The following is a 24,573-nucleotide window of genomic DNA, read 5'->3' on the forward strand; positions in this document are numbered from 1 at the left end:
CAGGCTGCTGGCCGAAGCCACACTCACAAAAGGTTTCGGCCAGCATGAAGATCAACAAAAACTATGCAAGTGCATAATCAGTCGTCGTCACCTTCATCTCCGTCACCGTCATCACCGCTGTCACCGTCATCACCGCTGTCGCCATCATCACCGCTGTCGCCATCATCGCCGTCATCCCCATCGTCGCCGTCGGACTCATCATGATCGTCATCGTGGTCATCGTCATGATCATCGTCGTCATCATGGTCATCATCGTCATCATGGTCGTCATCGTCATCGTGATCATCGTCGTCATCATGATCATCACCCGAGTAGGGCTCGGTTTCGTGGCTCAGGACCGCACCCGTGGCATTGTCATAAACCGTCTCGATCTCGATCCCGTTGCGCACTGCTTCGACTGTGGTTGTCGTGCCATTGTCTTCAATCTCAACGCTTGTGTAGCCCTGTTCCTGAAAGTGCGCCAGCGCACGATCCGAAAAACTGTCGGCTTGGGCCTGCACGGTCCATCCCGCAACAATTGCGGTGGTGGTCATCAGAATGCGGTTCATTTTTGATCTCCTTGTTAGCACTTTGTCGAGCACGGGCAGACGTGCTCTGGTGCTGAGAACCTGCAGCCGGATCGCGCCAATCTCTATTGAGCAGAGGTTTATTGGCAGCGTCGCATAACGCCGGTTTATGCGGATAAACCACGGTTTATGCGGTTATGTGCACGGCGCATGGGCACCATTCATCAGGGCTTCGCATCTTCGGGAATGAAGACCTCCACACAGATGAAAGCACATGAAACAAAGGGCTACAGCGTAGCCGACCGCGGCGCCAATTTGAAAAATGACGCGATTTCAGGCACACTCTTCGGATTGCACAAACGTGTTCAAGTTTTGAGAGGAGCCATGATTAAGCCAAATTTGATTGTCCTTATTGCCGGACTATTCCTGTTTTTGACCGGCCAATCCCACGCCGCCTGCCTGGGCAAAGACACCGGTGATTTCGGAAACAGCGATGTGTGCAGCATGCATCCCTATTACGAAAAACCGTCCGGTGATGCGGGTTCCGCAGCCCCGGCAGGCGGTGGTTCACCTGATCCGGATCCAGACCCTGAGCCTGAGCCTGAACCAGATGAAGACCCGCCATCAGATTACGAAGACGAACCGACCTAGGTCCCTGAACGCAAAAAAGGGCACGTCAGGCGTGCCCTTTCGGAAAGCGAGGTCAGGTGACATGGTCAGTCCGCGCTGCGACCTTCGGTATCGCTCATGTCAAAGCCGAGGTAGCGCGCGACGGTCTGCACGTCCTTGTCGCCACGGCCACACATGTTCATGACAATCACGTGGTCCTTGGGCAGGGTCGGCGCGATCTTCATCACATGGGCCAGCGCGTGACAGGGTTCAAGCGCAGGGATGATACCCTCTTGCTCACAGCTGAACTGGAACGCCTCCAGCGCCTCCTTGTCGGTGATCGAGACATACTGCGCCCGTTTGGTTTCGTGCAGCCAGCTGTGCTCGGGTCCGATGCCGGGATAGTCCAGACCCGCCGAAATCGAATAGCCTTCGAGGATCTGCCCGTCATCGTCCTGCAACAGATAGGTGCGGTTGCCATGCAGCACGCCAGGACGTCCACCTGTCAGCGATGCGCAGTGCTCCATCTTTTGGTTCACGCCCTTGCCACCAGCCTCAACCCCGATGATGCCCACCGAGGGATCGTCGAGGAACGGATAGAACAGACCCATGGCGTTTGACCCGCCCCCAATGGCCGCAATCACGGTGTCGGGCAGCGCGCCTTCGCCTTCGTACTCGGGCAGTTGTTCTCTGACTTCCTTGCCGATGATCGACTGAAAGTCGCGCACCATCGCTGGATAGGGGTGCGGGCCTGCCACGGTGCCGATGCAATAGAAGGTGTCACGCACGTTGGTCACCCAGTCGCGCAGCGCGTCATTCATGGCGTCCTTGAGCGTGCCACGTCCCGAGGTCACCGGGATCACCTCGGCCCCCAACAGGCGCATGCGGAACACGTTCGGGGCCTGACGCTGCACGTCATGCGCCCCCATGTAGACGATGCATTTGAGACCGAATTTGGCACAGACCGTAGCCGTGGCCACGCCATGCTGACCAGCACCGGTTTCGGCAATGATGCGGGTCTTGCCCATGCGGCGCGCCAGAATGATCTGGCCCAGCACGTTGTTCACCTTATGCGCACCGGTGTGGTTCAGCTCGTCGCGCTTGAGGTAGATCTTGGCGCCCCCCAGCGTCTGTGTCGTGCGCTCGGCAAAATACAGCGGGCTCGGGCGGCCGACATAGTGCTTCCACAGGTCGTTCATCTCGGCCCAGAAGCTGGGATCAGTCTTGGCCTTTTCGTATTCGGCCTCAAGATCCAGGATCAGCGGCATCAGCGTCTCAGACACAAAGCGCCCGCCAAAATCCCCAAAACGCCCCTTTTCGTCGGGACCATTCATAAAGCTGTTGAACAGATCGTCGGCCATGTCTTTGCCCTTTTCTTGCATCCACTCTACCTAGAGCGCACAACCCCGCTGGGCAAGCGGGAAAGCGTTTCGAAACGCTTTGATCCGCGGTTTCGAAACCGCGGGGACAATCCGCTTCCAAGCGGATTTCTCAAGGGCTTTCGAAAGCCCTTGGCACCACACGATAGATTGGCCCCTGATTGCAGAACACGACAAAGTGGCGCCCGTTCTCATAGGCGCGATAGCCGCGCCGCGCGACCTCTTGTGCAAAAGCATCCCGCCCCACCAACCTTTCGACATCCCGCACCTTGCGTTTAACCACACCGCCCCGGCGTGCTTCTGCCGAGCCAAAGAACTGCTTGAGCCATAGTTCGGCTGTCAGATGATCGGGAATCGAGGTCATGCCCCACCCTGCCGTGAACAAGGTTAATGGGCCGTAAAAGGCGCTAGCGCAGGATCGGCGCGCCCTGACCGACACCCTTGGCAGCCTCGACAAATGCCCGAATCAGCGTGGCGTCTTTCACCCCCGGAGCGCTTTCTACACCCGACGAGACATCCACCTGCCGCGCGCCCGTCATGCGCACAGCTTCGGCAACATTGTCAGGGGTGAGCCCCCCGGCCAACATCCACGGACACGGCCAATACTTGCGATTGACCAATCGCCAGTCAAAGGCCAGCCCGTTGCCCCCCGGCAAGTCCGCCCCTTTCGGCGGCTTGGCGTCCACCAGCAGCTGGTCGGCCACCGCGCCATAGGTTGCCAGCGCCACAAGGTCCGCCTCTTCAGCGATCCCGACAGCCTTCATGACGGGCAACCCATAGCGTTCCCTCACTTCGGCCACCCGCTCAGGGCTTTCCGCCCCATGCAGTTGCAACATGTCCAGCGGAACAGTTTCAACGATCTGATCCAGAGTGGCATCGTCTGCATTTACCGTCAGCGCCACTTTGGCCAGGCCAATAGGCGCCTCTAATGCCAAATGCCGCGCCTTTTCTACCGAAACATGGCGCGGTGACTTTTCAAAGAAAACAAATCCCGCATAGGCCGCCCCAGCCTCTGCCACGGCAACCACATGTTCAGGCTCGGTCAGCCCGCAAATCTTGACCCGGATATCCATAGGCCCCCAATACAGACGCAAAAGGGCCAAGGCAAACGCCCAAGCCCTTCTTCACTTCAAAAACTCTGACAGTGCCGTCAGGACGCCTCGTCCAGGATCGCCAGAACATCGTCTTTCTTGGCCTCAGTCCCGCCTTTGAGCCGACGCACTTCGCGCTGTGTCTGTTTCAACGCGCGCTGGGTGCGGTTCTTTTCCGAGCGATGCTTGTGCTCGCGCAGCCACTCCCAGACAAAGCCGATCAACAGACCGACGGCGATGCTCATCAGAATGACGATGAACAATGGCAGGGCAATGGTGTGATTCAATCCCAGCAAATCCGAGATTGCATCAGGAAACAGTCTCAGCTGAACAATGCCTCGATTGGCCATCGCCACCGAGATCAGGGCAATTCCCACAACGGCCCAAAAGCCATAGCGAATATAGCGCATGTTTTACTTTCCGTTCAGACGGTCGCGCAGCAGCTTTCCGGTTTTGAAAAAGGGCACATGCTTTTCTTCGACCTTCACGCTTTCGCCGGTGCGGGGATTGCGCCCCACCCGTGCGTCACGCTTCTTGACCGAGAATGCGCCAAAGCCGCGCAGCTCAACCCGGTCGCCGCGGGACATCGCGTCTGTGATTTCATCAAAGATCGTATTCACGATCCGCTCAACATCCCGTTGGTATAGATGCGGATTTTCATCTGCGATTTTCTGAATGAGTTCCGAACGGATCATAAGTGGTGTCTCCCTGGGCGTGCACGTCTTGTCGCTTGCATCCCGGCAACTATAGGAACAATCCCGGAAAACGGAAACAAATTGCGCCCAAATCTTTGGGAATTTCCGACATTTGGGGCGCGGATATGCCCATTTCAGCGAAACTTCGCTGGTTCACGCCCCCGAAGCGGGCGAAACCCAAGCGCTGCCGCATCGCAGAGAAGCCATTGATTCGGAACTGAAATTGTCTTTCCAAATGGCCTGTACCGCTGGCGCGAGGTGCCAACCCTCATGACCCTGCAGTTTTTGCAGTGCAAGATTGGCAACGCCAAGCACTCTCAGACATGCGGCGGCAAATTCGATTTTCTGGTCTTGGGGATTGCGGGCAAGCCTTGCCCGCATCACGTGCGCTTCAGGTGGCTTCGACTTGCGTCTTGAGTGCCCTCTCGCGAGTCACCGCGATCCCCGTGATCCGTGTCATCACAAAAGGCCCACCAAAGGGCACGCCCGGAACATTGATACGCCACCGCCCCTCGATGCGTTTTCCGCCGGCCGAGATGTGGCCAGTGTAGTGGATAGGGTAGGCCCCGCCCCGCGGGCTGCCGAGATAGGCTTTGCGAAAATGCACCTCGACTCCGCTGCGCGTGCCACTGACGTCGGCGATCAATTCGGGTCCCGCGTCCGGCACAAAGGTATTGGGTTCCTGCGTCTCGCCCCAGACCACGCCGCCAACATCCATCAGCGTTGCCGTGAACGGCACCGCATCCCTCGTCTCAAGCCCATAGTCGAACACACCGGTCCAGTCGCCACTCAGATCCATGGAACACACCATTCCCCGCCGCGACCCGCCGGTCAAACAAAAAGGCCCCCGCAAATGCGAGGGCCTTTCCAAATCACTTGTAAAGACGAGAGTTAGTCGTCGCCCGACTTGAGCGCGGCGCCGAGGATGTCGCCCAGGCTCGCACCCGAATCCGACGAACCGTACTGTTCCACGGCTTCTTTCTCTTCGGCGATCTCGCGTGCCTTGATCGACAGGCCCAGACGACGGGTCTTGCTGTCGACGTTGGTGACGCGGACGTCGATCTTGTTGCCGACCGAGAAACGCTCGGGGCGTTGCTCTGCACGGTCGCGCGACAGGTCCGAACGACGGATGAAGGATTTCATGCCTTCGTACTCGACCTCGATGCCGCCGTCTTCGATCGCGGTGACTTCGACGGTGATGATCGAGCCACGCTTCACGCCGCCAACGGCTTCTGCGAACTTGTCGCCACCCAGCGCCTTGATCGAGAGCGAGATACGCTCTTTGTCGACGTCAACTTCCGACACAACGGCCTGAACCACATCGCCTTTGCGGTAGTTCTGGATCGCGTCTTCGCCACGTTCGTCCCACGAGATGTCGCTGAGGTGAACCATGCCGTCGATCTCGCCGTCGAGGCCAATGAACAGACCGAATTCGGTGATGTTCTTGACTTCGCCTTCGACCTGCGTGCCCTCGGGGTGGGTTTCTGCAAACACTTCCCACGGGTTGCGCATGGTCTGCTTGAGACCCAAGGAGACGCGACGCTTGGCGCCGTCGATTTCCAACACCATGACTTCGACTTCTTGGCTTGTGGAAACGATCTTGCCGGGGTGCACGTTCTTCTTGGTCCAGGACATTTCCGAGACGTGAACCAGACCTTCAACGCCGGGCTCCAGCTCAACAAAGGCACCGTAGTCGGTGATGTTGGTGACGCGACCAGTGTGCACCGATTCCAGCGGATATTTGGCAGCAACCAGATCCCATGGATCGTCTTGCAGCTGCTTCATGCCGAGGCTGATGCGGTGGGTTTCCTTGTTGATCTTGATGACCTGTACATTGACAGTTTCACCGATCGACAGGATTTCCGAAGGATGGTTCACACGGCGCCATGCCATGTCGGTGACGTGCAAGAGGCCGTCAACGCCGCCGAGGTCAACAAACGCACCGTATTCGGTGATGTTCTTGACAACGCCTTCCACGGTCTGACCTTCCGAGAGGTTGCCGATAACTTCGGCGCGCTGTTCGGCGCGGCTCTCTTCGAGGATAGCGCGACGCGACACAACGATGTTGCCACGACGACGGTCCATTTTCAGGATCTGGAAGGGTTGCTTCAGACCCATCAGCGGGCCTGCGTCGCGCACGGGGCGCACGTCAACCTGGCTGCCGGGCAGGAAGGCCACGGCGCCGCCGAGGTCAACCGTAAAGCCGCCTTTGACACGACCAAAGATCGCACCTTCGACGCGCGCGTCGTCGGCGTATGCTTTTTCCAGACGATCCCAGGCTTCTTCGCGGCGGGCCATCTCACGGCTGATAACCGCTTCGCCACGGGCGTTTTCAGCCGCGCGCAGGAAGACTTCTACTTCGTCGCCAACGGCGATTTCAGGAGCTTCGCCAGGGTTTGCGAATTCTTTCAGATCAACGCGGCCTTCCATTTTGTAGCCGACGTCGATGATGGCTTGGCCCGCTTCAACTGCGATGACCTTGCCTTTGACAACCGAACCCTCGTTCGGGGTGTCCATTTCGAAGCTTTCATTCAGGAGGGCTTCGAATTCCTCCATCGATGTGTTTTGAGCCATGAGGTCTCAGGTTCCTTTACAAACATTTTTTCGGGCCGTGCGGTTGTCTCCGCCGGTCTTGGTTTCATTGCGTCCCGGGCCGCTTGGCCAAGAAAACGACTGTGGCGTCACACACAAACAATAAGGGCCAAAGGATTTCCCTCGGGCCCTACTCACCACATCCGCGACTCTTGACGGTCTCTGGACAGGGGGCGTTTAGACCGTTTTGGGCAATGATGCAAGGCCACCCCTTGATTTTGGACAAGTTCATGCGGCGCGTGCTCGGCTATGAAGAGGCAGCTCGAACAGAGAAGAGATGTACCGCATGAAACTCACCAAACGCAAACTTCTGGTCGGTCTGGCGACCCTGACCGCCCTGCCTTCTGCCATGCTCGCCCAGAGCGACTCGATCCTTGGAGAAATGGACTTTCGCCTGACCTTTACGTTCAGCAGCCCCGAGGGTGAAACCGGCACTGTCCCCGTCGCCCCCGAAGAAGTGGTCAAGGCTGTGGACATGGGGCCGAAATCCGGCCTCCCCTATCTGGCAGGTATCGTCAGTGCCGACGCTAAGACCCAGATGGCCAGTTTCCCGGCCGAAGACACCGAAGCACTGGAGTTGATCGTGCGCGAAGGCCTGATCGGCGTTGCCCACGGCAAAGTCGCGATCCGCGATCTGCCCTTTGATCTGAAGGACGCCGGATGGACGGGGGTTTTGTCCGTCACACGCCCCTAAGAATCAATACGCGCGGGCATCCGGGGCTATGCCCTCATTGCCCGCACGAAATCCCGGCAAAATTGCATTAGGCCGCCTGTACAGCAAACCCAGTCGCATCCTGTTCTGGCTCTGACCGCGCTTGATCCAAACCGGAATAGGCCAGCAACAGGTCCCCCTCTTTGCGTGACAGGCTTTGCCGCGCGGTGGGGCCGTACCCCGCCCAGTTTCCCCCATGTTCCGGGAATAACGCGGCCAGTTCCGCGCGCGCGGCTTCGGTCAGGCTGGCAATCGCACCGTCCCCCGGAAACAAGCTCTCGCAGGGCAATCCGTTCGCAATCAGAACATCGTGGCAATCGAGGAACAGGTGATAATAGGCAACGCCCTGAGAGATGTCCGCCACCGGAGCGCCTGGCAGATCCCTGCAACTTGCTGCCGGAACAAAAACCTCTGCGTTCCGGAACAACAACTCTGCTTCCCACCCGCGAAACAAGAACCGGTGCTGTGGCGAAAGCCAAAGCGGCTTATGCGGTCCATCCCGCCCTAAAAACCCCGCGGGCAGACAAACAGGCCGAAACCGTGGTTCCACCAGAAGCTCTGAGAAACTCATGTAGCGGCTGGCAATCCACCTCAACTGACGAGTCTTGCCGCCATAGGTCGTGACCAAATCTCCCGGCATCAGTTCTTCGACCAGGACGTGGCCCCTTGGGGTCAAAATCTCCGTGCCTGCCACAAAGCACACCGGCACATCATCAACCGTTGTCACAGCATCAAGGTCATGCGCCCCGTTGGGAAACGCATCCATGGTGGCCTGAGATACACCGTTTGGAAGGAAAAACAGACGCTGCCCATCTTCGGTGGTGATGACCACGATGGGCTCTCCCCGCAAATCCACACCGTTCACGTTGGACAATTTGTTTGTGTTTGGCAGTGCCCCCGAGAAATTCACGGTAAAGGTCATCTCGACGCCATTAATGATGATCGTCGTATCCGGATCCGGAGCGCCACCATTTGTCTCCAGTTGCAGATCGCCGCTTACGCCACTGGAAAAGGTAATTTCCGTGGTCGGAACCGTGTTGGTATTCTGCGCATTCAATGCAGCATTATTCGCGGAATTGCTGTCACCACGCGCATAGAACGAAATCGTCGCCATACTGATCGCCTGCCTCAACGCTGGCTATGTTTTCCCGATTTTCGGGTGTTTTTCTGATTTTTTTACGGGAAAAGTGCCACTTGGTAACACGGCCAGTATCCAAACGAATTGTGGCACAAATAAGGCAGGTCCTTTCTTGACCACAATTGCCACGTCCGGTCGGGAGCAACACCTGTTGGATCAAGTCCCCGGACCTTGGCCTAAGGCCGCCCCGCCAGCGGCCATTCCAATACAGTTTAACCGCAGATTAATGCCGGAACCTTCACCGGCTCCAGCCCAATGTTTATCCAAACGTAAACAGGGGCGCGACCAACCGCACCCCTGCTCTAATTCACAACAGTTAAGACCCTCAGGCGATCTCGGTCACCATGGCCTCTTTTGCCTTGCGGACCTTCTTCATCGGCAGCAGCCAGTCGGCACCGTCCTGACGGTAGCCCAGCGGCAACAACACGACCGAGCGCAGGCCTTTTTCCTTCAGGCCCAGAATCTCGTCCACTTTCGCGGCATCAAACCCTTCCATCGGGCAACAGTCCACGTCCAACTCAGCCGCCGCCGCCATGGCAAAGCCCAGCGCGATATAGGCCTGACGCGCGGCGTGATCGTGGTTGGTCTGTGCGTCACGCGGCAGATAGGTCGCTTTCAGCTTTTCATAATACTGGTTCAGCAACGGCAACTCGCCGCGCGCTTCGGTCATTTGCGCGGTGACCGCGTCGATACGATCCGCAGAATAGTTGTCCCATGCGGCAAACACCAACAGGTGCGAGCCCTCGGTGATCGGTGTCTGGTCCCAGCCGACCTTGCGTATGTCCGCACGAATCTCGGGGTTTGTGATGACGAACAGCTCAAACGGCTGTGTCCCGCTTGACGATGGCGCCATGCGGATGGTTTCGACGATCTGGTCGACTTTCTCCTGCGGAACCGCCTTGCTGGGGTCCATTTTCTTGGTGGCATAACGCCAGTTCAGCTTTTCCATAAGCGTGCTGTTCGACATCGTCAGTCCTCTTTCGGGAGATTTTCAAAGGGTGGTATATTTTTGATACCGACGATATAGTCAGCACCAGAAAGTGCCGCAAGAAGGCACATTTTTGAGACCCGGTATCATGGAGGGAACCACCTTGGCCCCGATCGCCCAATGCCCCGATTGCAAACGCCTGAACGAAGTCCTGTCACGGGTCGGAGATCGCTGGAGCGTGCTGATCGTTGCCTCGCTCAGCCAGTACGGCGTTTTGCGCTTCAACGAGCTAAAGCGCAACCTCGGCATCTCTCAACGCATGCTCAGCCTGACGCTGCGCGAGTTGGAGCGCGATGGGCTGGTCAGCCGCACCTATCACCCCACCATTCCGCCCAAAGTCGAATATGCGCTGACCCCCTTGGGGGAATCCTTCCGCGAGCCGGTCAAGGCGCTTGCCATGTGGGGTCTTGAGAACCTTGAGACCATTGATGCAGCGCGCGCGACTTATGATGCCGCAGCCGAGAAGCTGCCCAAAAGCGCCTGATCGTCAGAGGTCCTGGCCGCGCTTCAACAATTCCTCAAGCAACTGCTGTTGCAGGTCGTTGCTGTCGCCATCTCCGAATTGCACACTACCGCCGGTGTAGAAGGTGCCATAGGTCTCGGCCGCGGTGACAGTCTGGACAAGCCCCGAGATGAACTGTTCCTTTTCCAGCGGCGACAACGGGTGGATATAAGCCGACCACAGGATGCCATTGGCCACCGCATAGCGCGCATCCAGCGCGCTGTCGAAGTTGGCCTGCATCATGCGGCGCAGATCGGCTTCGCTCAGGTCGTGGGCCTCGCGGATCGGCACCATCACCCGCATGCGGTCAGCCTGCCGGTCGGTCACGACCACCACAAGCCGTTCTGCCACCCGCATCTCGAACATATCGCCGCGAGGGTCCGCGTCGGGATCGAGCGCAAAGATGATGCGCCCCAGGCGCTCGTAGGTCATTGGCGGTTCAGGCACCGGATCTTTGGCAAGAGCCACCGAAGCTGCAATCGTTAGAAAAGCTATGATGAGAAACCGCATGACCCCTGCCCCCGTTCTGACAGCAACAGGATAGCCTTGGCCTTTGCCCCAAGGCGAAACACTTCGCGGTGAGGCAGGCGTGAAGGTTACCTTTGAGTTAACAGAATACCGACGTAATACCGACGTTATACCGACGCGATGCAGATGCGGTTTTTTGGGGGTGCAGACAAAAAGTCATTCTGGCAAGGAATAGCCAAAAACTTCAAAGTCCTGGCGGTACAGATCAACAATCTGCTCCATATGTCGACGGGTCAGATCCGCCACTGTTAACCCGGTTTGCAGCGAAGAATTCCACTTGGCCTTCCGAACTGCTTCAATCGGTCCAACGCCGGTCCTGGATGCAAGCGAGGCAAGATCGTCATCTAGGGTTTCCAACTTTAGAATCTGGTCATAGGTCAGGCTGGATTGCGCAGTGAGAACCGCTTGTTCCTCAAAGTGTTGATCGAAAGAAACTCCATTCTTTTTCAAACCCTTAAGCATGTCATCGAAAGATATTCGACGCGCAACTTGACGAGACGTGTTTCTGGAATCATCCAACGTCTTCAGACCGTCGCCCAGCGTGGCCAATCGACTACGTAGGTAGATGCCTTTGGCAAAGGTCTTGGCGTATCGCTGAAGCTTGCTGTTGTAACTTGATACGATACGATTGATCGGGTTGCGGGCAATGCAGAACCAGTAATACTCCGCGTACTCTGTCTGTAGCCCTTGCAGTTCAACCGCACGCAAGGCACGACGTTCCAGCCCCTTGCCTTGCAGGGCTTTCGCAATCTCAGGATCCCGCGCTTCTTCACGTGGTTTCCCCCCCTTTCCGGGCACTCCAGCAATACCATGCATGACGTTGAACATGGTTGTGGTCGCGACCTTGGGGGTCTGCACGTAGGCCAGCTGCTGTTCATGCAAAAGCGTAACAATCGTGTATGTCATGCCTCTGTTCCGCTGTTCCGCGCTGCGTCAATTGCAGCAACAGCTTGCAATACAGCGGCCTCGATACTCAGGTCCGACGTGTCGATCATCGTGGCATCCACGGCAGGCTTCAGAGGGGCTTCGGCACGATCCATATCGCGCGCATCGCGTTCTTTCACATCCGCAAGAACCTGCGCAAGCGTGATGTCCAACCCCTTGTTTTTCAGTTCTAAATACCGCCGCTCCGCGCGCACCTCGGCACTGGCGGTGACAAACAACTTAGCCTCGGCATTGGGGCAAATGACAGTTCCGATATCGCGTCCGTCCAGCACCGCGCCGCCAAGCCTCCGGGCAAAAGCGCGTTGGAAATCCACCAGCGCCGCGCGCACCTCGGCAATCACCGCAACCTTGCTGGCGGCCTGCGCCACTTCGGGAGTGCGCAGAGCATCTCCATCCAAATCCTGTGCAATCAAGGCCTTGGCGGCTAGGACAGGATCCGTCCCATCCAGCGTCTTCGCCCCCACCGCCCGGTACAACAACCCCGTATCCAAATGCGCAAAACCGAAATGCGCTGCCACCGCTTTTGAAATCGTTCCCTTTCCAGCCGCTGCCGGTCCGTCGATCGCAATGGTAAACTGCATGTCTTGCCTCAAAATCTGGGTGCGTGCCCCGTGTATCCCAAGGCCTCAATGGCTGTGCAAGCCCTAACGCAATACCCGCCGCATCAAGTGCGTCGATGCCCCGAGCAGCAAGGCCACGAAACAGGTCATATGGCCAACCGATTTGCTCATGGTGAGGAAGCTCGCAACCTGAACTGTCGCCGGGTCCAGCATGTCCGGCGTTGTCTGCAACATGCCCGCAACAATGTGGTTCTCAAAATAGTCTGCCGCCGTCGCCATCAAGGCAACCAGGCCAAACACAGTGCCCCAGGGCCGCCGCAAAGCCAGCTGCAATCCCAGGATCAGAGACATCCCCAGCAGTGCCGGGTAAGCAATGTCCAGCTTTTGCTGCACATCCAAATAGAACAGGCGCCCGTCTTGCGTGAGCGCACCGAGAAAGCCCTTGGCGTCCTCCAACGAATATCCCATGGGCCGCATATCAAAAGGCGCCTGCCCCCCGGCCTGCCCGACAATAAAAGGCACGGACCAGAACACCATGGTCAGATAGATCGCCATGGCCGCTGAGAAACTCAGCCAAAAGGCTCGCTGCATAGTCCCCTCCCCGATTGTTCTTTGGGGATCAGCTGTCCAGACCCTCCCCAAAGGGCCTGATTTTTAGAAGCATCATGGCCAACAAAAGACCAAAAGCAACAAAAAGCGTCACGAACTTGGAGATGGTGTAACTGCTGGCAAGCGCCACAAGGGTCGTGTCGACCGGGGCCTGAAACCCAAGAACCATGTCAGCAACCAGCGCATTTTCACAGAGTTCCATCAGCGTGTAACTTGCCGGAACCACCAAAAGGATGATCCGTGACCAGGGATGCATGCGCCGCGTCAGCCCCCAAAGACACCAGCCCAACCACAATCCAAACAGCAAGGGAAACACCGTATCGAGCTTGCGGAGAAAACCGGTGTACAGCGTGACTTGGGACGGTTTGATCAGCGCCAGATAGGCCTCGGCGTCAGATGCTGTGTAGCCCAGGACACGCAGGTCAAAGGGCTTTAGCCTCGCCTCGCCCAGCACCAGATGGGTCGCCCCAACCCCGACCAGCACCCCATAGGTGACTGCGGTCACCAGTGTCAGGGCAATCAGGGCTTTGGTGTAAGGCTTCAATCGGTGTCTCTTGTTATCCTTGCCCCAAGTTCGGCCATCAGCGGCTCAAAGATTGGGAAAGAGGTTGCAATGGGCGCGCCATCGTCAACGCGCACTGGGTTCTGTGTGGCCATTCCCAGCACCATGAATGACATGGCGATACGATGGTCGAGGTGGCTTTCACAGGTCGCGCCCCCTGGCACGTTGCCATGGCCGAGCCCGTGCACAACCCACCAGTCTTCGCCTTCGTCCACGTCCACACCATTGGCGCGCAATCCGTTGGCCATGGCGTCGATGCGGTCGCTTTCCTTGACCCGCAGCTCCTTTACGCCCTTCATCACCGTGTCGCCTTCGGCAAAGGCCGCCACAACGGATAGGACGGGGTACTCGTCGATCATGCTGGCGGCGCGGGTCGGATCGACCTCAATGCCTTTCAGGTCCGGCGAGAACCGCGCACGCAGATCCGCAACTGGTTCGCCGCCTTCTTCACGTTCGTTTTCATAGGCCAGGTCCGCCCCCATCTCACGCAGTGTGGTGAACAGGCCGGCGCGGGTTGGGTTCAGGCCGATGTTGGGCACCAGCACATCCGAACCGGGGGTAATCAGCGCTGCACAGACAGGAAAAGCCGCCGAAGACGGATCACGCGGCACGGCAATGGTCTGCGGCTTCAACTCGGGCTGGCCGGTCAGCGTGATGACACGCCCCTGTTCCGTCACTTCGGTGGTGATTTCCGCGCCGAACCCGGACAGCATTCGTTCAGTATGATCGCGTGTGGCTTCTTTCTCGATCACCACGGTTTGCCCCGGCGCGTTCAGCCCGGCCAGCAGAACCGCTGATTTCACCTGAGCCGAGGGCATCGGCACTTCATAGCGCACGGGCACCGGATTGGCCGCGCCGACGATAGTCATTGGCAACCGCCCACCGCTGCGCCCGAACGACTGCGCGCCGAACAGGGCAATCGGGTCCGTGACCCGCGCCATGGGGCGCTTATTCAGGCTGGCGTCGCCGGTAAAGGTTGCGCTGATCCCGGTTGTTGCCATGCACCCCATGATCAGTCGCACCCCGGTGCCCGAGTTGCCGCAATCAATCACGTTTTCCGGTTCGGCAAACCCACCAACACCAACACCATGAACTGTCCAATTGCCGTTGCCATGGTCCGTGACTTCAGCCCCGAAAGCACGCATGGCCTTGGCCGTATCCAGCACATCTTCGCCTTCCAGCAGCCCGCTGATGCGCGTCTCTCCAACTGCCATGGCCCCCAGGATCATGGACCGATGCGAGATCGACTTGTCACCGGGCACATTGGCCTCACCCTTAAGAGGGCCGCAGGCATGCGATGTCATGGGAATAGGGGTGCCGTGACCGGACATGTGCAAATCCTCTCCTGTTGCCCAAACCTGTTAGCGCAGCAACTCGCCCACGTAAATGCGCGAATTGCCTCTTCTTTTGGCCCAGAAATATCCCGGGGTGAATTGTCCCGGGCTCTGTCCGGGACAAGAGGGGCTGGCCCCTATCGTCGGCTATCTCTTGCGAAAGGTCAGGTAGTGTGGTGTTCGCCCTTCCCGAAAGGCCTTTTGTTCATACCGGGTCGATATCCAATCATCCCAGGGCTCACGCCAGTCCGCAGGCCGTTCCGCCAGCCATTCCAACCCGTGCCGGGGCACCTGCTCCAGCGTCTGCCGAACATAGTCGGGGATGTCGGTTGCCACCCGAAAGATGGCCCCCGGTTTCAGCACGCGCGACAAAGGCGCCAGATGTTCCGGGGTCACAAAGCGGCGGCGGTGATGACGCTTTTTTGGCCAGGGATCGGGGTAAAGCAGAAAGGCACGCGAGATGCTCTGATCTGGCAGAACGTCAAACATGTCGCGCGCATCGCCGGGGTGCACGCGGATATTGTCGGCCTTTGCCTCGCGGATTTTCCCCAGCAACATGGCAACGCCGTTAATGTAGGGTTCACACCCTATGATGCCCACATCCGGATTGCTGACGGCCTGGTGCACCATGTGTTCGCCACCGCCAAAACCAATCTCGAGCCAGACGTCCCGACCCCCAAACAACGCCTGCAGGTCGATGTTGGTGCGGTCCGGGTTTTCGTCCCAGCCCACTGCGCCCGGCGACAGTGCCGCCAGGTCCTCGTCGAGGTAAGCCTCTTGCGACTTGCGCAGGCCTTTCCCTTTGAAGCGACCATAAAAGTTGCGCCAGGGTGCGCCGGAAGGATGTTGCGAGTCTGTCATGAACCTGGTCCCATCTTGGTGAGGGGCCATGTGCCCCTTTGCGGGCACGAGGTCAAGTTTTGCCGAAGATTGCCCGCAGAACGAACATGCCGGGGATGGTCACAACGTACATGGTGATGCCGTACAACGCAGCCGGTACGGCAAATTCCGGGATACCCCCGGTCTTGGCAACCAACCCGGCCACGGTGATGCCCAGCGCCGCGTTCTGCACGCCCATTTCCACCGAGATACACAAGCCATCCCCGCCAGACAGCCCCACGCCACGCGCGATCAGCACTCCCAAGATCAGCAATAGCGCGTTCATGCCGATCAACAGAGGACCAAGTCGGCCAATGTTGTCGATAAACATCTGCCAGTTGGTCGCCAAGGCCGCGATCACGATGACAACAAACAGAACCACGGCGATGGTGGAAATCACGCTCTCGGTCCTTTCGGCAAAACCCTTGGCGACAAAGCGCAGCAACAAGCCGATCAACACTGGCACAGCGGTGATGGCAAACATCGAGATCGCAATCCCGGTGACATTGATCTGTACCGCTGCCTCACCCAGAAAGGCCCCCGCGGCCCAGTCCACAAGGATCGGCACGGTCACCACGGACAAAAGGCTCACGATGGCCGTCAGTGTGATGGACAAGGCCACATTGCCGCCAGCAAGCTTGGTCAGGATGTTGGAGGTCACGCCGCCGGGGCAAAATGCCAAGATCATGACGCCAAAGGCCAGCGCGGGCGGCAGATTGACCAGCTTCAGCAGACCAAACGCCACCAGTGGAACGGCAATCACCTGCAAAACCATCCCAGTCAGCGCCGCCCTGGGCATGGCCAGAACCCGGCCGAAATCGGCAAACGTCAATCCAAAGCCCAATGAAAACATGATGAAAGCCAGCGATAGCGGCAATGCCACGTCGATCAGCATGAAAAACCCTCCCTGTTCGCTGGATCAGACTGGCACAGGAACAGAAAAAGGCCAAAGCCTTCCTTGGCGGAAAGCTCTGGCCTTTGTTGTTTTGCGCGGACCAAGGCATTTCGAAATGCCTTGGTGTCGCGTCCGGTTAGACTGCCTTTTTGAGCGTCTCGACCAGATCGGTCTTTTCCCAGCTAAAGCCGCCGTCCGCCTCGGGATCGCGGCCAAAGTGGCCGTAAGCCGCCGTGCGCTGATAGATCGGACGGTTCATGCCCAGATGCTCGCGAATGCCTCGCGGGGTAAGGTCCATCGCACCAGCCACCGCAGCTTCGATCGCCGCATCTGCCACTTGCCCGGTGCCATGCGTATCCGCATAGATCGAGAGTGGCTTGGAGACGCCAATCGCATAGGACAGCTGGATGGTGCAGCGTTCGGCCATACCTGCGGCCACCACGTTCTTGGCGAGGTAGCGCGCGGCATAGGCCGCCGAACGGTCTACCTTTGTCGGATCTTTGCCGGAAAAAGCGCCCCCGCCATGGGGCGCTGCGCCACCATAAGTATCGACGATAATCTTGCGACCGGTCAGACCTGCATCACCATCCGGTCCGCCAATCACAAACTTGCCGGTCGGGTTCACGTGCCACTCGGTGTCCGCTCTGATCCAACCCTCTGGCAGGGTCTCGCGGATGTAAGGCTCTACCACAGCACGCACATCATCAGATGTCATCGATGCATCAAGATGCTGGGTCGACAAGACAATCGAGCTTACGCCGACGGGCTTACCGTTCTCATACATCACAGAAAGCTGCGACTTGGCATCGGGCCCGAGAGTTGGCTCAACGCCCGATTTGCGCACCTCCGCCAGCCGACGCAGAATCGCGTGGCTGTATTGGATCGGGGCCGGCATCAAAGCCGAGGTTTCGGTTGTGGCGTAGCCAAACATGATGCCCTGGTCGCCAGCGCCTTCGTCCTTGCCGCTAGCAGCATCAACCCCTTGGGCAATATGCGCTGATTGCTCGTGTAACAGGTTTGTCACTTCCACCGTTTCGTGGTGAAACTTGTCCTGCTCATAACCGATGTCCTTGATACAGGCGCGCGCGATCTCGTCGATACGGCCCATGTACTCATGCAGCTTGTCCTTGTCGGAAAGCCCCACTTCGCCGCCAATCACGACCCGGTTGGTGGTTGCAAAGGTTTCAGCCGCCACGCGAGCCTCGGGTTCTTCGGTCAGGAAGGCGTCCAAAACCGCATCCGAGATCCGGTCGCACACCTTGTCAGGATGCCCCTCAGAAACGGACTCTGAGGTGAAGGTGTAGTTTTGTCTTGTCATGGGGTGCTCCATTGCAATGTTGGTCGCCACGCCAGGAAGCCGTTGTAACGACAGATTGAAGTTACGCTTACGTGCGCTCGAGTCGGGGGTCAATTGCTTTCGCTGCGTCGTACGCGGAATAACAGACCAAGTGTTGCCAAAACGATGGCGATAATCGGCCAATCTCCGGTTTGGCCATAAACTGTAATCGCCATTGGCTCTGGCAGAGCGGCATCAAGAAATCCTTCTGTGTTCAAATCCAGCGACGCAACCACACGCCCGCGCGGATCTATCACAGCAGACACGCCCGTGTTTGCCGCGCGCACCATTGGCAGACCCTGCTCTATGGCGCGCATCCGAGCCTGAACCAGATGCTGATACGGCCCAGAGAACCTGCCGAACCACGCATCATTCGTAATCTGCATCAATACGTCCGGTCGTGCGCCATCTACCCGCATATCCTGCGGGAACACGGCTTCGTAACAGATCAGTGGCAGGACATGCCCCAGCACTCCGACGTCGATCAAACGAGGACCCGGACCAGCGCTATAGCCGCCGCCCTCGCGCGCGGCCAATCCGTGAATGCCAAAGCGTGACAGCAAGTTTCCAAAGGGCACATACTCGCCAAAGGGAACGAGGTGATGCTTGTCATAGACATCGCCAATCGCGCCTTCGCCATCCAGAACAACCGCCGAGTTATAGGCTCTGAGCCCATCGTAACGGTTGATGCCAATCACCACCGGCACGCCGCGGGCCGCCTCTGCTATGGCTGCGCGGGTGTTAGTCGAGCGGTCCAAAGACGTTGGAACCGAGGTTTCTGGCCACACGATGAGATCGGGCAAAGCCAGACCGGATCGGGTCGAGCGCAAGGCCCGGTCAAAAAAGATCCGCATATAGTCAGGATCCCACTTTTGATGTTGCGGCGCGTTGGGCTGCACAAGCCGCACAATCCTGCCCTGCCCGTCAGAAGGGTGCGGTTGAGAGAGCGGCCAAGCCGACAAAACCACCAGCACTACGCCAATTAAGGCGATGGGCTTTCGAACCCGCCAATCCGCAAGCGCACAGGCAGTGGCCAGAAGCACCAGGTTCATACCATGCGGGCCAATCCAGGACGCCCCCTGCCCAGCAATTCCATTGACGAGCGCATATGATGGCATCGCCCAAGGGAAGCCGGTGAAGAGATAGGCGCGAACCAGTTCAGCCCCCGCCAGCATCGGGACAAGCGCCCAGCGCTGAACAGAAATCCGCCGTGAAAGTGCGAATGCCGTCGCCCACAAAAGCGCCAAACCGCAGCTCAGAAACACCAGCGCAAAGGGGGCCATCCAGCCATGACGCGCCAGATCCACAAGGAACGGCTCGACGATCCAGTGCAGCGATGCCGCAAAATACCCCGTGCCAAAGACAAATCCCGCGCCAAAAGCCTGCCGTGACGACGAGAGGGCGGGATACATGGCAAATACTGCCACGAATCCCAGAAAACTCGGGATCACGAGCGAGAATGGCGCTTGGCCCAGTGCAGCCACTGCGCCGAAAGCAAACAGGAGCAAGAGACGCCAGCGTCTGCTCAGGGTTGCGAACCAGCGCGTCAGCTGGTCAGCCATCCTGTGCCTCGGTGAACCGAACGCGCAGGCGCTTGATTCGGCGCGGGTCGGCATCGACGATCTCGAACTCGGTTCCGTCCGGGTGGGCAACGACCTCGCCACGTGCCGGAACATTGCCGGACAGCGTAAAGACCAGTCCGCCCAAGGTTTCGACATCCTCGACGTCGACGTCTTCGTGGCCGGACAGGCTGCGCCCGACCTCGGCCTCAAAGTCTTCCAGTGGCGTCTTGGCCTGTGCGAGGTAAGACCCCGGACTTTCCTGAACCCAATACTGATCTTCTTCCAGATCGTGTTCGTCCTCGATTTCGCCGATCACCTGTTCGATCAGGTCTTCAATGGTGACGAGACCGTCCACGCCGCCGTATTCGTCAATCACCAGGGCCATGTGGCGACGCTCGGCCTGCATCTTGGTGAGAAGCACGCCAATCGTCATCGAAGGCGGCACAAACAACAAGGGACGCAGCAGCTCTTTTAGAGAAAACGAACCTCCGGAGCCGTTGAATCCGTGACGCAGCGCAAAATCTTTGAGGTGCACAAAGCCTACTGGCGTGTCCAACGTCCCCTGGTAGATGGGCACGCGTGTCAGACCGGTATCGCGAAACAGCGCCACAAGCTCGTCCCGGGTCACGTCATCCGCGGCAGAAATGATTTCCGCCTTGGGCACAGCCACGTCTTCCACCCGCATCCGACGCAGGTTGATCATGCCGCGGGTCTGTGGGCGGGGGATGTCAGGGGTCTCTGGTGTCAGGTCTACGCCCTCATCGGACGGAGACAAAGCCTTGACGATGCGGCCAAAAAAACCGCTCTTTTCTATTGTGGGGGCCTCGGCCTGCGCGCTCAGCGCTGCGTTAGAGGACCCGTCGGAACTGTCGCCCATTTTTCCTTTCCAGTCGGGGGAAATCCCCTCGTTAGTCCTTATATGGGTCAGGAATGCCCAGTTTGCCAAGTACGGCGGTCTCGATGCCTTCCATCAACGTGGCATCCTTGTCACGGATATGGTCATAACCCAAGAGATGTAAAACCCCGTGAATGACCAAATGTGTCACATGATGGTCAAAAGGTTTGCCCGCCGCCTCGGCCTCGCGCTGGCAGGTGTCATAAGCGATGGCAATATCACCCAGCTCGGTCTGGTCCTCGAAGCGATCGGGCTCGGGAGGGTCGGGCCGTGCGCCCTCTTCGTCCGCCGCCAACTCTTGAGACGGCCAGCTCAAGACATTTGTCGGCTGGAGTTTGTCGCGGAAGTCTGCGTTCAAGACGGCGATGCGCGCGTCGTCACAGGCCAGGAGCGAGATGGTAAAATCCCCCGGCTGCATTTTCAGGTACACCAGCGCCGCCGTGGCCGCATATTCGGCCGCGTCAACCAGGCCATGCTCTTCCCATCGGGGATCTTCCAAAATGGTGTCTGTCAACATGCCTGAATACGAGTGGGGGCTGACTGCCCCCACACCCCCGTGGATATTTTTGGCCAAAAGAAGAGGATCAGGTGTTCTTTTCCCGACCTGCCAGCGCCCTTTGTGCATCTGCATCGTAGGCTTCAATAATCGCAGCCACAAGCGGATGGCGCACCACGTCCTTGGCGGTGAAGTAGTTGAAGCTGATGCCACCAACTTTGTCCAACAACCGCTCGGCGTCTTTCAGCCCCGATGGCACGCCCCGAGGCAGGTCGATCTGTGAACGGTCGCCGGTGATCACCATGCGGCTGCCCTCGCCCAGACGAGTCAGGAACATCTTCATCTGCATGGTCGTAGCGTTCTGCGCCTCGTCGAGCACCACAAAGGCATTGGCCAACGTGCGCCCGCGCATAAAGGCCAGCGGCGCGATCTCGATCTTTTTCTCCTCGATCAGCTTGGCCAGCTGCTTGCCCGGCAGGAAATCATTCAGCGCGTCGTAAAGCGGCTGCATGTAGGGGTCGACCTTGTCCTTCATGTCCCCCGGCAGATAGCCCAGCTTTTCCCCCGCCTCGACCGCCGGACGGCTCAGGATGATCCGGTCCACATGCCCCTGGATGAACATCGAAACGCCCACCGCCACCGCCAGATAGGTCTTGCCGGTGCCCGCCGGGCCGATGCCAAAGGCCAGTTCGTTGTTGAACAGCGACAAGACATAGGCCCGCTGCGCATCTGTGCGCGGCTCGACCAGCTTTTTGCGGGTCTTGATCTCGACCGGGCCGCCCTTGAACATCTCAAGCTGGTCGCCGTCGCGCGCACCGGTGCCCTCTTCGGCAGAACCCATGCGGATTTCGCGATCGATATCGGCACTTTCGACGTCTTTGCCACCCTCCAACCGCTCATAAAGCGCCTTGAGGACTTCATGCGCTTCGAGACGCGCCGCCGAGTCGCCATGTATGGCCAGTTGATTGCCACGGCGGATGATCTGAACCGAAAGCTTCTGCTCAATGTCGGCAAGGTTGCGGTCGTATTCGCCGCAGAGGTCAATCAGCAATCTATTGTCAGGAAACTCAATCAGCGTTTCTGCGATTTTTTCCGGTGTGGGCGGTGGGGTCAGGGCACCTGTGGCCAATCAACTCTCCTGCTCAGTGTGAGTCTTCTATACCGAAATGGTGCCAAGTTGCCGCGGCAGGTGCAAGCGGCCAGTTGCGAAAATTCACGTGAGTGTCACGAAAAAGGCCGCGCGATTGCCCGCACGGCCCAATCCTTTGGCAAAAAGCCCGGATCAAATCTGGTCTTTGATCGGAGACCCCTTCTTGAAGGGACCGGTGGCCACACCCGGAGGTGCCGCGCCCGAACACACGGGCTTGCCGTATTTGTCGAGACGCTGAGACAGGTAGCCTTCAAAGCCATCGTCGATGATCCAGTGGTCACACCCGTTGGGATCCACCCAGATGCCCGCTTTGAGCTGGCTCAGATGTTTCGAATCCCAACCGCGGTCGACCGTCTTGTTGACTTTGTTGTCGCAGGCAGCAATGGCACCCACCGCTGCAAGGAGAACAATACCTCTAACAATTTTCATGTCATTTCCCCTTAGCGGATACAGATGATTTCAACGCGGCGGTTCTGGGCCATGCCAGACGCGGTGCCGTTCGAAGCACGTGGCTGCCGTTCGCCATAGCCACGCACGTCGATGACACGGGCACCGGTCGAGCGGGCCACCTTGGCCACTTCATTCGCACGATTGTAGCTGAGGCGCATGTTGTATTCGTCCGATGCGCGGCTATCGGTGTGCCCTGCAATGATAAAGGCCGATGCGGTGGCGTCCGAAAAGAACTGTTGCAGACGCTGACGATTCGCCGAGTTGATCGAATAGCGATCCGTGGCAAAAAACTGATCCGAATTCATCACGCCGCAGACGTTGCCGCGACGGCATACCGGGATACCCTGACGGTTCACGTGCGGGGTCATGTAGCCCTCGGCCCCGTCGTCCATCACCCAGTGCTCGCATCCGTCCGGATCAACCCAGATGGTGGGAACATATTCCTGCCCCAGCACCGTGCGCTGGGTTTGAGCAGCCACAGGCTCTGCAATGGAAACAAGCGCCAAACAAAATGCGGCAATTCCCCCCAATGCGGCCTGGGCGATTTTGATCTTTTTCTCCGCCACAGCAATATCCTCTGCCATTATCAACGGGGTGCCAGACGACAATACGCAGCAATGCACCCAGAAATAGAATATGCCCGTACTGTAGCAAATTTAGAGAGTGTGTGAAGAAGAATTCACAATATGTGGTGGCTGAATGTGGCAAATTCGTGGCAAGCCGCGCGGATCACCGGACCGAATTGTAGAATTATCCCACGCTGACCAACAACGTTTGAACTGACGCCAAATTGTTTCGAAACCCCGATCAATCGAGAATCGGCACCCCTGCCAGAGAGTTTGTCCCGCTCTCAACGATTCTCACACGTTTCAGGTCACCGATCTGCGCATCCGAGCCGCTGACATGCACCGCATGCAGATACTCGGATTTGCCCACCATCTGCCCTTCGAGGCGACCCGGTTTTTCGAACAGCACGCTGACCTCGCGACCAACCATACTGTCCTGAATCTCGCGTTGTTGTTTCGTGATCAGCGCCTGCAAGCGATAAAGACGTTCTGTGGCTTCACCATCATCCACCAGCGGTCTTTCGGCGGCTGGAGTGCCGGGGCGCGAGGAGTACTTGAAGCTGAACGCCTGGCCGTATTTGACCTCTTCAATCAGGTCCATCGTATCGTGAAAATCTGCCTCGGTTTCTTCCGGGAAACCAACGATGAAATCGCCTGACAACAGGATATCCGGACGGGCCGCACGAATACGTTCCACAAGCCGCAAATAGCTGTCGCGGTCGTGGCTGCGGTTCATGCGCTTGAGGATCTTGTTGCTGCCGGACTGGACCGGCAGATGCAGGTAGGGCATCAGCTTGGAACAGGTGCCATGCGCCTCGATCAGGTCGTCCATCATGTCGTTGGGGTGGCTGGTGGTAAAGCGGATGCGCTCCAGCCCGTCAACCTTGTCGAGTTGCCAGATCAGCTGTGCCAGAGACCAACTGTCGCCCCCTGTCGACGCACCGTGATAGGCATTCACGTTCTGACCCAAAAGCGTGACTTCACGCACGCCACGGTCGACCAGATCACGCGCCTCGCTCAGGATGCGGTCGACAGGACGGCTGACCTCGGCACCACGGGTATAGGGCACCACGCAAAAGGCGCAGAACTTGTCGCAACCCTCCTGCACCGTCAAAAATGCCGTTGGACCGCGCTTGGCTTTGGGGCGGCCTTTCAGTTTCTCGAACTTGTCTTCTTCTGGAAAATCGGTGTCCAGCGCCTTGACGCCTTCTTGTGTCTTGGCTTCCATTTCGGGCAGGCGGTGATAGGCCTGTGGCCCGACAACGAGATCCACCAAGGGCTGGCGCCGCATGATCTCTTCGCCCTCGGCCTGCGCCACACACCCGGCGACGCCGATTTTCAGATCCGGTTTCTCAGCCTTCAGCCCTTTGAAACGCCCCAACTCGGAATAGACCTTTTCGGCAGCTTTTTCGCGGATGTGACAGGTGTTGAGCAGGATCATGTCCGCATCATCGGGACTGTCAGTGGTCTCATATCCCGCACCGCCCATGGCCTCGGCCATACGCTCGCTGTCGTAGACATTCATCTGACAACCATAGGTCTTGATATAAAGCTTCTTCGTGTCGGCCATGTGCCCGGTCCCATCGCGGTTTCA

Annotated in this window: 29 protein-coding genes and 1 riboswitch; of the genes, 3 read left to right on the forward strand and 26 right to left on the reverse strand. The window is 58.3% G+C overall.

What is annotated here, in order from left to right:
- Nucleotides 1-77: 77 nt before the first annotated feature.
- Nucleotides 78-548: a PepSY domain-containing protein gene (locus tag EK369_RS21815; protein ID WP_164727002.1), complete on the reverse strand. Its 471-nt coding sequence runs from the start codon at nt 546-548 to the stop codon at nt 78-80.
- A 168-nt stretch (nt 549-716) separates the two neighbouring features.
- Between EK369_RS21815 and EK369_RS21820 the strand changes: the two genes are divergently transcribed.
- Complete coding sequence (locus EK369_RS21820; protein ID WP_164727003.1) at nt 717-1,157, forward strand: hypothetical protein; 441 nt, start codon at nt 717-719, stop codon at nt 1,155-1,157.
- A gap of 65 nt (nt 1,158-1,222) precedes the next feature.
- Here the strand turns inward: EK369_RS21820 and trpB are convergent, their stop codons facing one another.
- The 7 genes from trpB to rpsA all read right to left on the reverse strand — a co-directional run bounded on the left by trpB (nt 1,223) and on the right by rpsA (nt 6,854).
- The gene (gene trpB / locus EK369_RS13715; RefSeq protein ID WP_127114834.1) at nt 1,223-2,476 is read right to left on the reverse strand and encodes a tryptophan synthase subunit beta; all 1,254 of its coding nucleotides are present in this window, start codon (nt 2,474-2,476) and stop codon (nt 1,223-1,225) included.
- Between the two features lie 130 nt (nt 2,477-2,606).
- Entirely contained in the window at nt 2,607-2,858 is a 252-nt protein-coding gene (locus EK369_RS13720) for an N-(5'-phosphoribosyl)anthranilate isomerase (RefSeq protein WP_127114835.1), read from the reverse strand.
- A 43-nt stretch (nt 2,859-2,901) separates the two neighbouring features.
- A complete protein-coding gene (locus tag EK369_RS13725; protein ID WP_127114836.1) occupies nt 2,902-3,567 on the reverse strand; it encodes a phosphoribosylanthranilate isomerase in 666 nt (221 codons plus the stop codon).
- A gap of 77 nt (nt 3,568-3,644) precedes the next feature.
- Nucleotides 3,645-3,995 (reverse strand): lipopolysaccharide assembly protein LapA domain-containing protein, encoded by a 351-nt coding sequence (locus tag EK369_RS13730; protein ID WP_127114837.1) that lies wholly within the window; start codon nt 3,993-3,995, stop codon nt 3,645-3,647.
- 3 nt (nt 3,996-3,998) lie between these two features.
- On the reverse strand, nt 3,999-4,280 hold the full coding sequence (ihfB, locus tag EK369_RS13735; protein ID WP_127114838.1) for an integration host factor subunit beta: 282 nt from the start codon (nt 4,278-4,280) through the stop codon (nt 3,999-4,001).
- A gap of 391 nt (nt 4,281-4,671) precedes the next feature.
- Nucleotides 4,672-5,079, reverse strand: a complete 408-nt coding sequence (locus tag EK369_RS13740; protein ID WP_127114839.1) for a hypothetical protein — start codon at nt 5,077-5,079, stop codon at nt 4,672-4,674.
- A gap of 92 nt (nt 5,080-5,171) precedes the next feature.
- Nucleotides 5,172-6,854, reverse strand: a complete 1,683-nt coding sequence (rpsA, locus tag EK369_RS13745) for a 30S ribosomal protein S1 (protein ID WP_127114840.1) — start codon at nt 6,852-6,854, stop codon at nt 5,172-5,174.
- A 304-nt stretch (nt 6,855-7,158) separates the two neighbouring features.
- On the opposite strand from rpsA, the gene EK369_RS13750 reads away from it, so the two are divergent.
- The gene (locus EK369_RS13750; protein WP_127114841.1) at nt 7,159-7,566 is read left to right on the forward strand and encodes a hypothetical protein; all 408 of its coding nucleotides are present in this window, start codon (nt 7,159-7,161) and stop codon (nt 7,564-7,566) included.
- Between the two features lie 67 nt (nt 7,567-7,633).
- Here the strand turns inward: EK369_RS13750 and EK369_RS13755 are convergent, their stop codons facing one another.
- Both EK369_RS13755 and EK369_RS13760 read right to left on the reverse strand, forming a co-directional pair.
- Complete coding sequence (locus tag EK369_RS13755; RefSeq protein ID WP_127114842.1) at nt 7,634-8,698, reverse strand: Hint domain-containing protein; 1,065 nt, start codon at nt 8,696-8,698, stop codon at nt 7,634-7,636.
- Nucleotides 8,699-9,047: 349 nt separating this feature from the next.
- Nucleotides 9,048-9,689 (reverse strand): NAD(P)H-dependent oxidoreductase, encoded by a 642-nt coding sequence (locus EK369_RS13760; protein ID WP_127114843.1) that lies wholly within the window; start codon nt 9,687-9,689, stop codon nt 9,048-9,050.
- Nucleotides 9,690-9,798: 109 nt separating this feature from the next.
- On the opposite strand from EK369_RS13760, the gene EK369_RS13765 reads away from it, so the two are divergent.
- Nucleotides 9,799-10,194 carry a winged helix-turn-helix transcriptional regulator gene (locus tag EK369_RS13765; protein ID WP_127114844.1) on the forward strand — a complete coding sequence of 132 codons (396 nt, stop codon included), beginning with the start codon at nt 9,799-9,801 and terminating at the stop codon, nt 10,192-10,194.
- Between the two features lie 3 nt (nt 10,195-10,197).
- On the opposite strand, the gene EK369_RS13770 is transcribed toward EK369_RS13765, so the two are convergent.
- The 16 genes from EK369_RS13770 to miaB all read right to left on the reverse strand — a co-directional run bounded on the left by EK369_RS13770 (nt 10,198) and on the right by miaB (nt 24,549).
- Nucleotides 10,198-10,722 carry a hypothetical protein gene (locus EK369_RS13770; RefSeq protein ID WP_127114845.1) on the reverse strand — a complete coding sequence of 175 codons (525 nt, stop codon included), beginning with the start codon at nt 10,720-10,722 and terminating at the stop codon, nt 10,198-10,200.
- 174 nt (nt 10,723-10,896) lie between these two features.
- Nucleotides 10,897-11,646, reverse strand: a complete 750-nt coding sequence (locus EK369_RS13775; protein WP_127114846.1) for a sulfotransferase family 2 domain-containing protein — start codon at nt 11,644-11,646, stop codon at nt 10,897-10,899.
- Entirely contained in the window at nt 11,643-12,266 is a 624-nt protein-coding gene (cmk, locus tag EK369_RS13780) for a (d)CMP kinase (RefSeq protein WP_127114847.1), read from the reverse strand. The genes EK369_RS13775 and cmk overlap by 4 nt, the downstream gene beginning before the upstream one ends.
- Nucleotides 12,267-12,329: 63 nt before the next feature.
- Nucleotides 12,330-12,836 (reverse strand): hypothetical protein, encoded by a 507-nt coding sequence (locus EK369_RS13785; protein ID WP_127114848.1) that lies wholly within the window; start codon nt 12,834-12,836, stop codon nt 12,330-12,332.
- Nucleotides 12,837-12,864: 28 nt separating this feature from the next.
- On the reverse strand, nt 12,865-13,398 hold the full coding sequence (locus EK369_RS13790) for a hypothetical protein (RefSeq protein ID WP_127114849.1): 534 nt from the start codon (nt 13,396-13,398) through the stop codon (nt 12,865-12,867).
- Nucleotides 13,395-14,747 (reverse strand): 3-phosphoshikimate 1-carboxyvinyltransferase, encoded by a 1,353-nt coding sequence (gene aroA, locus EK369_RS13795; protein ID WP_127114850.1) that lies wholly within the window; start codon nt 14,745-14,747, stop codon nt 13,395-13,397. Before aroA ends, EK369_RS13790 begins: the two co-directional genes overlap by 4 nt.
- Nucleotides 14,748-14,897: 150 nt before the next feature.
- Nucleotides 14,898-15,611, reverse strand: a complete 714-nt coding sequence (gene trmB, locus EK369_RS13800) for a tRNA (guanine(46)-N(7))-methyltransferase TrmB (RefSeq protein WP_206198091.1) — start codon at nt 15,609-15,611, stop codon at nt 14,898-14,900.
- Between the two features lie 52 nt (nt 15,612-15,663).
- Nucleotides 15,664-16,524 carry a bile acid:sodium symporter family protein gene (locus EK369_RS13805; protein ID WP_127114852.1) on the reverse strand — a complete coding sequence of 287 codons (861 nt, stop codon included), beginning with the start codon at nt 16,522-16,524 and terminating at the stop codon, nt 15,664-15,666.
- A 136-nt stretch (nt 16,525-16,660) separates the two neighbouring features.
- Nucleotides 16,661-17,842, reverse strand: a complete 1,182-nt coding sequence (metK, locus tag EK369_RS13810) for a methionine adenosyltransferase (protein ID WP_127114853.1) — start codon at nt 17,840-17,842, stop codon at nt 16,661-16,663.
- Between the two features lie 4 nt (nt 17,843-17,846).
- A riboswitch (SAM-SAH riboswitch) is annotated at nt 17,847-17,896 on the reverse strand.
- Between the two features lie 35 nt (nt 17,897-17,931).
- On the reverse strand, nt 17,932-19,422 hold the full coding sequence (gene lnt / locus EK369_RS13815; protein WP_127114854.1) for an apolipoprotein N-acyltransferase: 1,491 nt from the start codon (nt 19,420-19,422) through the stop codon (nt 17,932-17,934).
- Complete coding sequence (locus EK369_RS13820) at nt 19,415-20,299, reverse strand: hemolysin family protein (RefSeq protein ID WP_127114855.1); 885 nt, start codon at nt 20,297-20,299, stop codon at nt 19,415-19,417. The genes lnt and EK369_RS13820 overlap by 8 nt, the downstream gene beginning before the upstream one ends.
- A gap of 31 nt (nt 20,300-20,330) precedes the next feature.
- Complete coding sequence (ybeY, locus tag EK369_RS13825; RefSeq protein WP_127114856.1) at nt 20,331-20,834, reverse strand: rRNA maturation RNase YbeY; 504 nt, start codon at nt 20,832-20,834, stop codon at nt 20,331-20,333.
- 67 nt (nt 20,835-20,901) lie between these two features.
- Nucleotides 20,902-21,942, reverse strand: a complete 1,041-nt coding sequence (locus tag EK369_RS13830) for a PhoH family protein (RefSeq protein ID WP_127114857.1) — start codon at nt 21,940-21,942, stop codon at nt 20,902-20,904.
- Nucleotides 21,943-22,095: 153 nt separating this feature from the next.
- Nucleotides 22,096-22,392 carry a hypothetical protein gene (locus tag EK369_RS13835; protein WP_127114858.1) on the reverse strand — a complete coding sequence of 99 codons (297 nt, stop codon included), beginning with the start codon at nt 22,390-22,392 and terminating at the stop codon, nt 22,096-22,098.
- A gap of 11 nt (nt 22,393-22,403) precedes the next feature.
- On the reverse strand, nt 22,404-22,997 hold the full coding sequence (locus tag EK369_RS13840; RefSeq protein ID WP_127114859.1) for an OmpA family protein: 594 nt from the start codon (nt 22,995-22,997) through the stop codon (nt 22,404-22,406).
- Nucleotides 22,998-23,220: 223 nt separating this feature from the next.
- The gene (gene miaB, locus EK369_RS13845; RefSeq protein ID WP_127114860.1) at nt 23,221-24,549 is read right to left on the reverse strand and encodes a tRNA (N6-isopentenyl adenosine(37)-C2)-methylthiotransferase MiaB; all 1,329 of its coding nucleotides are present in this window, start codon (nt 24,547-24,549) and stop codon (nt 23,221-23,223) included.
- Between the last annotated feature and the right edge of the window lie 24 nt (nt 24,550-24,573).

The sequence above is a fragment of the Shimia sediminis genome, assembly GCF_003990645.1.
Lineage (GTDB): Bacteria > Pseudomonadota > Alphaproteobacteria > Rhodobacterales > Rhodobacteraceae > Shimia > Shimia sediminis.

Coding starts and splice junctions, on each gene's coding strand:
- ihfB (WP_127114838.1), bottom strand. CDS start 4,280: ATGATCCGTTCGGAACTCATTCAGAAAATCGCAGATGAAAATCCGCAT.
- EK369_RS13720 (WP_127114835.1), bottom strand. CDS start 2,858: ATGACCTCGATTCCCGATCATCTGACAGCCGAACTATGGCTCAAGCAG.
- cmk (WP_127114847.1), bottom strand. CDS start 12,266: ATGCAGTTTACCATTGCGATCGACGGACCGGCAGCGGCTGGAAAGGGA.
- metK (WP_127114853.1), bottom strand. CDS start 17,842: ATGACAAGACAAAACTACACCTTCACCTCAGAGTCCGTTTCTGAGGGG.
- EK369_RS13835 (WP_127114858.1), bottom strand. CDS start 22,392: ATGAAAATTGTTAGAGGTATTGTTCTCCTTGCAGCGGTGGGTGCCATT.
- EK369_RS13840 (WP_127114859.1), bottom strand. CDS start 22,997: ATGGCAGAGGATATTGCTGTGGCGGAGAAAAAGATCAAAATCGCCCAG.
- EK369_RS13820 (WP_127114855.1), bottom strand. CDS start 20,299: ATGGGCGACAGTTCCGACGGGTCCTCTAACGCAGCGCTGAGCGCGCAG.
- EK369_RS13775 (WP_127114846.1), bottom strand. CDS start 11,646: ATGACATACACGATTGTTACGCTTTTGCATGAACAGCAGCTGGCCTAC.
- EK369_RS13755 (WP_127114842.1), bottom strand. CDS start 8,698: ATGGCGACGATTTCGTTCTATGCGCGTGGTGACAGCAATTCCGCGAAT.
- ybeY (WP_127114856.1), bottom strand. CDS start 20,834: ATGTTGACAGACACCATTTTGGAAGATCCCCGATGGGAAGAGCATGGC.
- EK369_RS13760 (WP_127114843.1), bottom strand. CDS start 9,689: ATGTCGAACAGCACGCTTATGGAAAAGCTGAACTGGCGTTATGCCACC.
- EK369_RS21820 (WP_164727003.1), top strand. CDS start 717: ATGGGCACCATTCATCAGGGCTTCGCATCTTCGGGAATGAAGACCTCC.
- EK369_RS13765 (WP_127114844.1), top strand. CDS start 9,799: ATGGAGGGAACCACCTTGGCCCCGATCGCCCAATGCCCCGATTGCAAA.
- EK369_RS13725 (WP_127114836.1), bottom strand. CDS start 3,567: ATGGATATCCGGGTCAAGATTTGCGGGCTGACCGAGCCTGAACATGTG.
- aroA (WP_127114850.1), bottom strand. CDS start 14,747: ATGTCCGGTCACGGCACCCCTATTCCCATGACATCGCATGCCTGCGGC.
- lnt (WP_127114854.1), bottom strand. CDS start 19,422: ATGGCTGACCAGCTGACGCGCTGGTTCGCAACCCTGAGCAGACGCTGG.
- EK369_RS21815 (WP_164727002.1), bottom strand. CDS start 548: ATGAACCGCATTCTGATGACCACCACCGCAATTGTTGCGGGATGGACC.
- rpsA (WP_127114840.1), bottom strand. CDS start 6,854: ATGGCTCAAAACACATCGATGGAGGAATTCGAAGCCCTCCTGAATGAA.
- miaB (WP_127114860.1), bottom strand. CDS start 24,549: ATGGCCGACACGAAGAAGCTTTATATCAAGACCTATGGTTGTCAGATG.
- EK369_RS13740 (WP_127114839.1), bottom strand. CDS start 5,079: ATGGATCTGAGTGGCGACTGGACCGGTGTGTTCGACTATGGGCTTGAG.
- trpB (WP_127114834.1), bottom strand. CDS start 2,476: ATGGCCGACGATCTGTTCAACAGCTTTATGAATGGTCCCGACGAAAAG.
- trmB (WP_206198091.1), bottom strand. CDS start 15,611: ATGACAGACTCGCAACATCCTTCCGGCGCACCCTGGCGCAACTTTTAT.
- EK369_RS13805 (WP_127114852.1), bottom strand. CDS start 16,524: ATGCTGATCGACGTGGCATTGCCGCTATCGCTGGCTTTCATCATGTTT.
- EK369_RS13750 (WP_127114841.1), top strand. CDS start 7,159: ATGAAACTCACCAAACGCAAACTTCTGGTCGGTCTGGCGACCCTGACC.
- EK369_RS13785 (WP_127114848.1), bottom strand. CDS start 12,836: ATGCAGCGAGCCTTTTGGCTGAGTTTCTCAGCGGCCATGGCGATCTAT.
- EK369_RS13730 (WP_127114837.1), bottom strand. CDS start 3,995: ATGCGCTATATTCGCTATGGCTTTTGGGCCGTTGTGGGAATTGCCCTG.
- EK369_RS13770 (WP_127114845.1), bottom strand. CDS start 10,722: ATGCGGTTTCTCATCATAGCTTTTCTAACGATTGCAGCTTCGGTGGCT.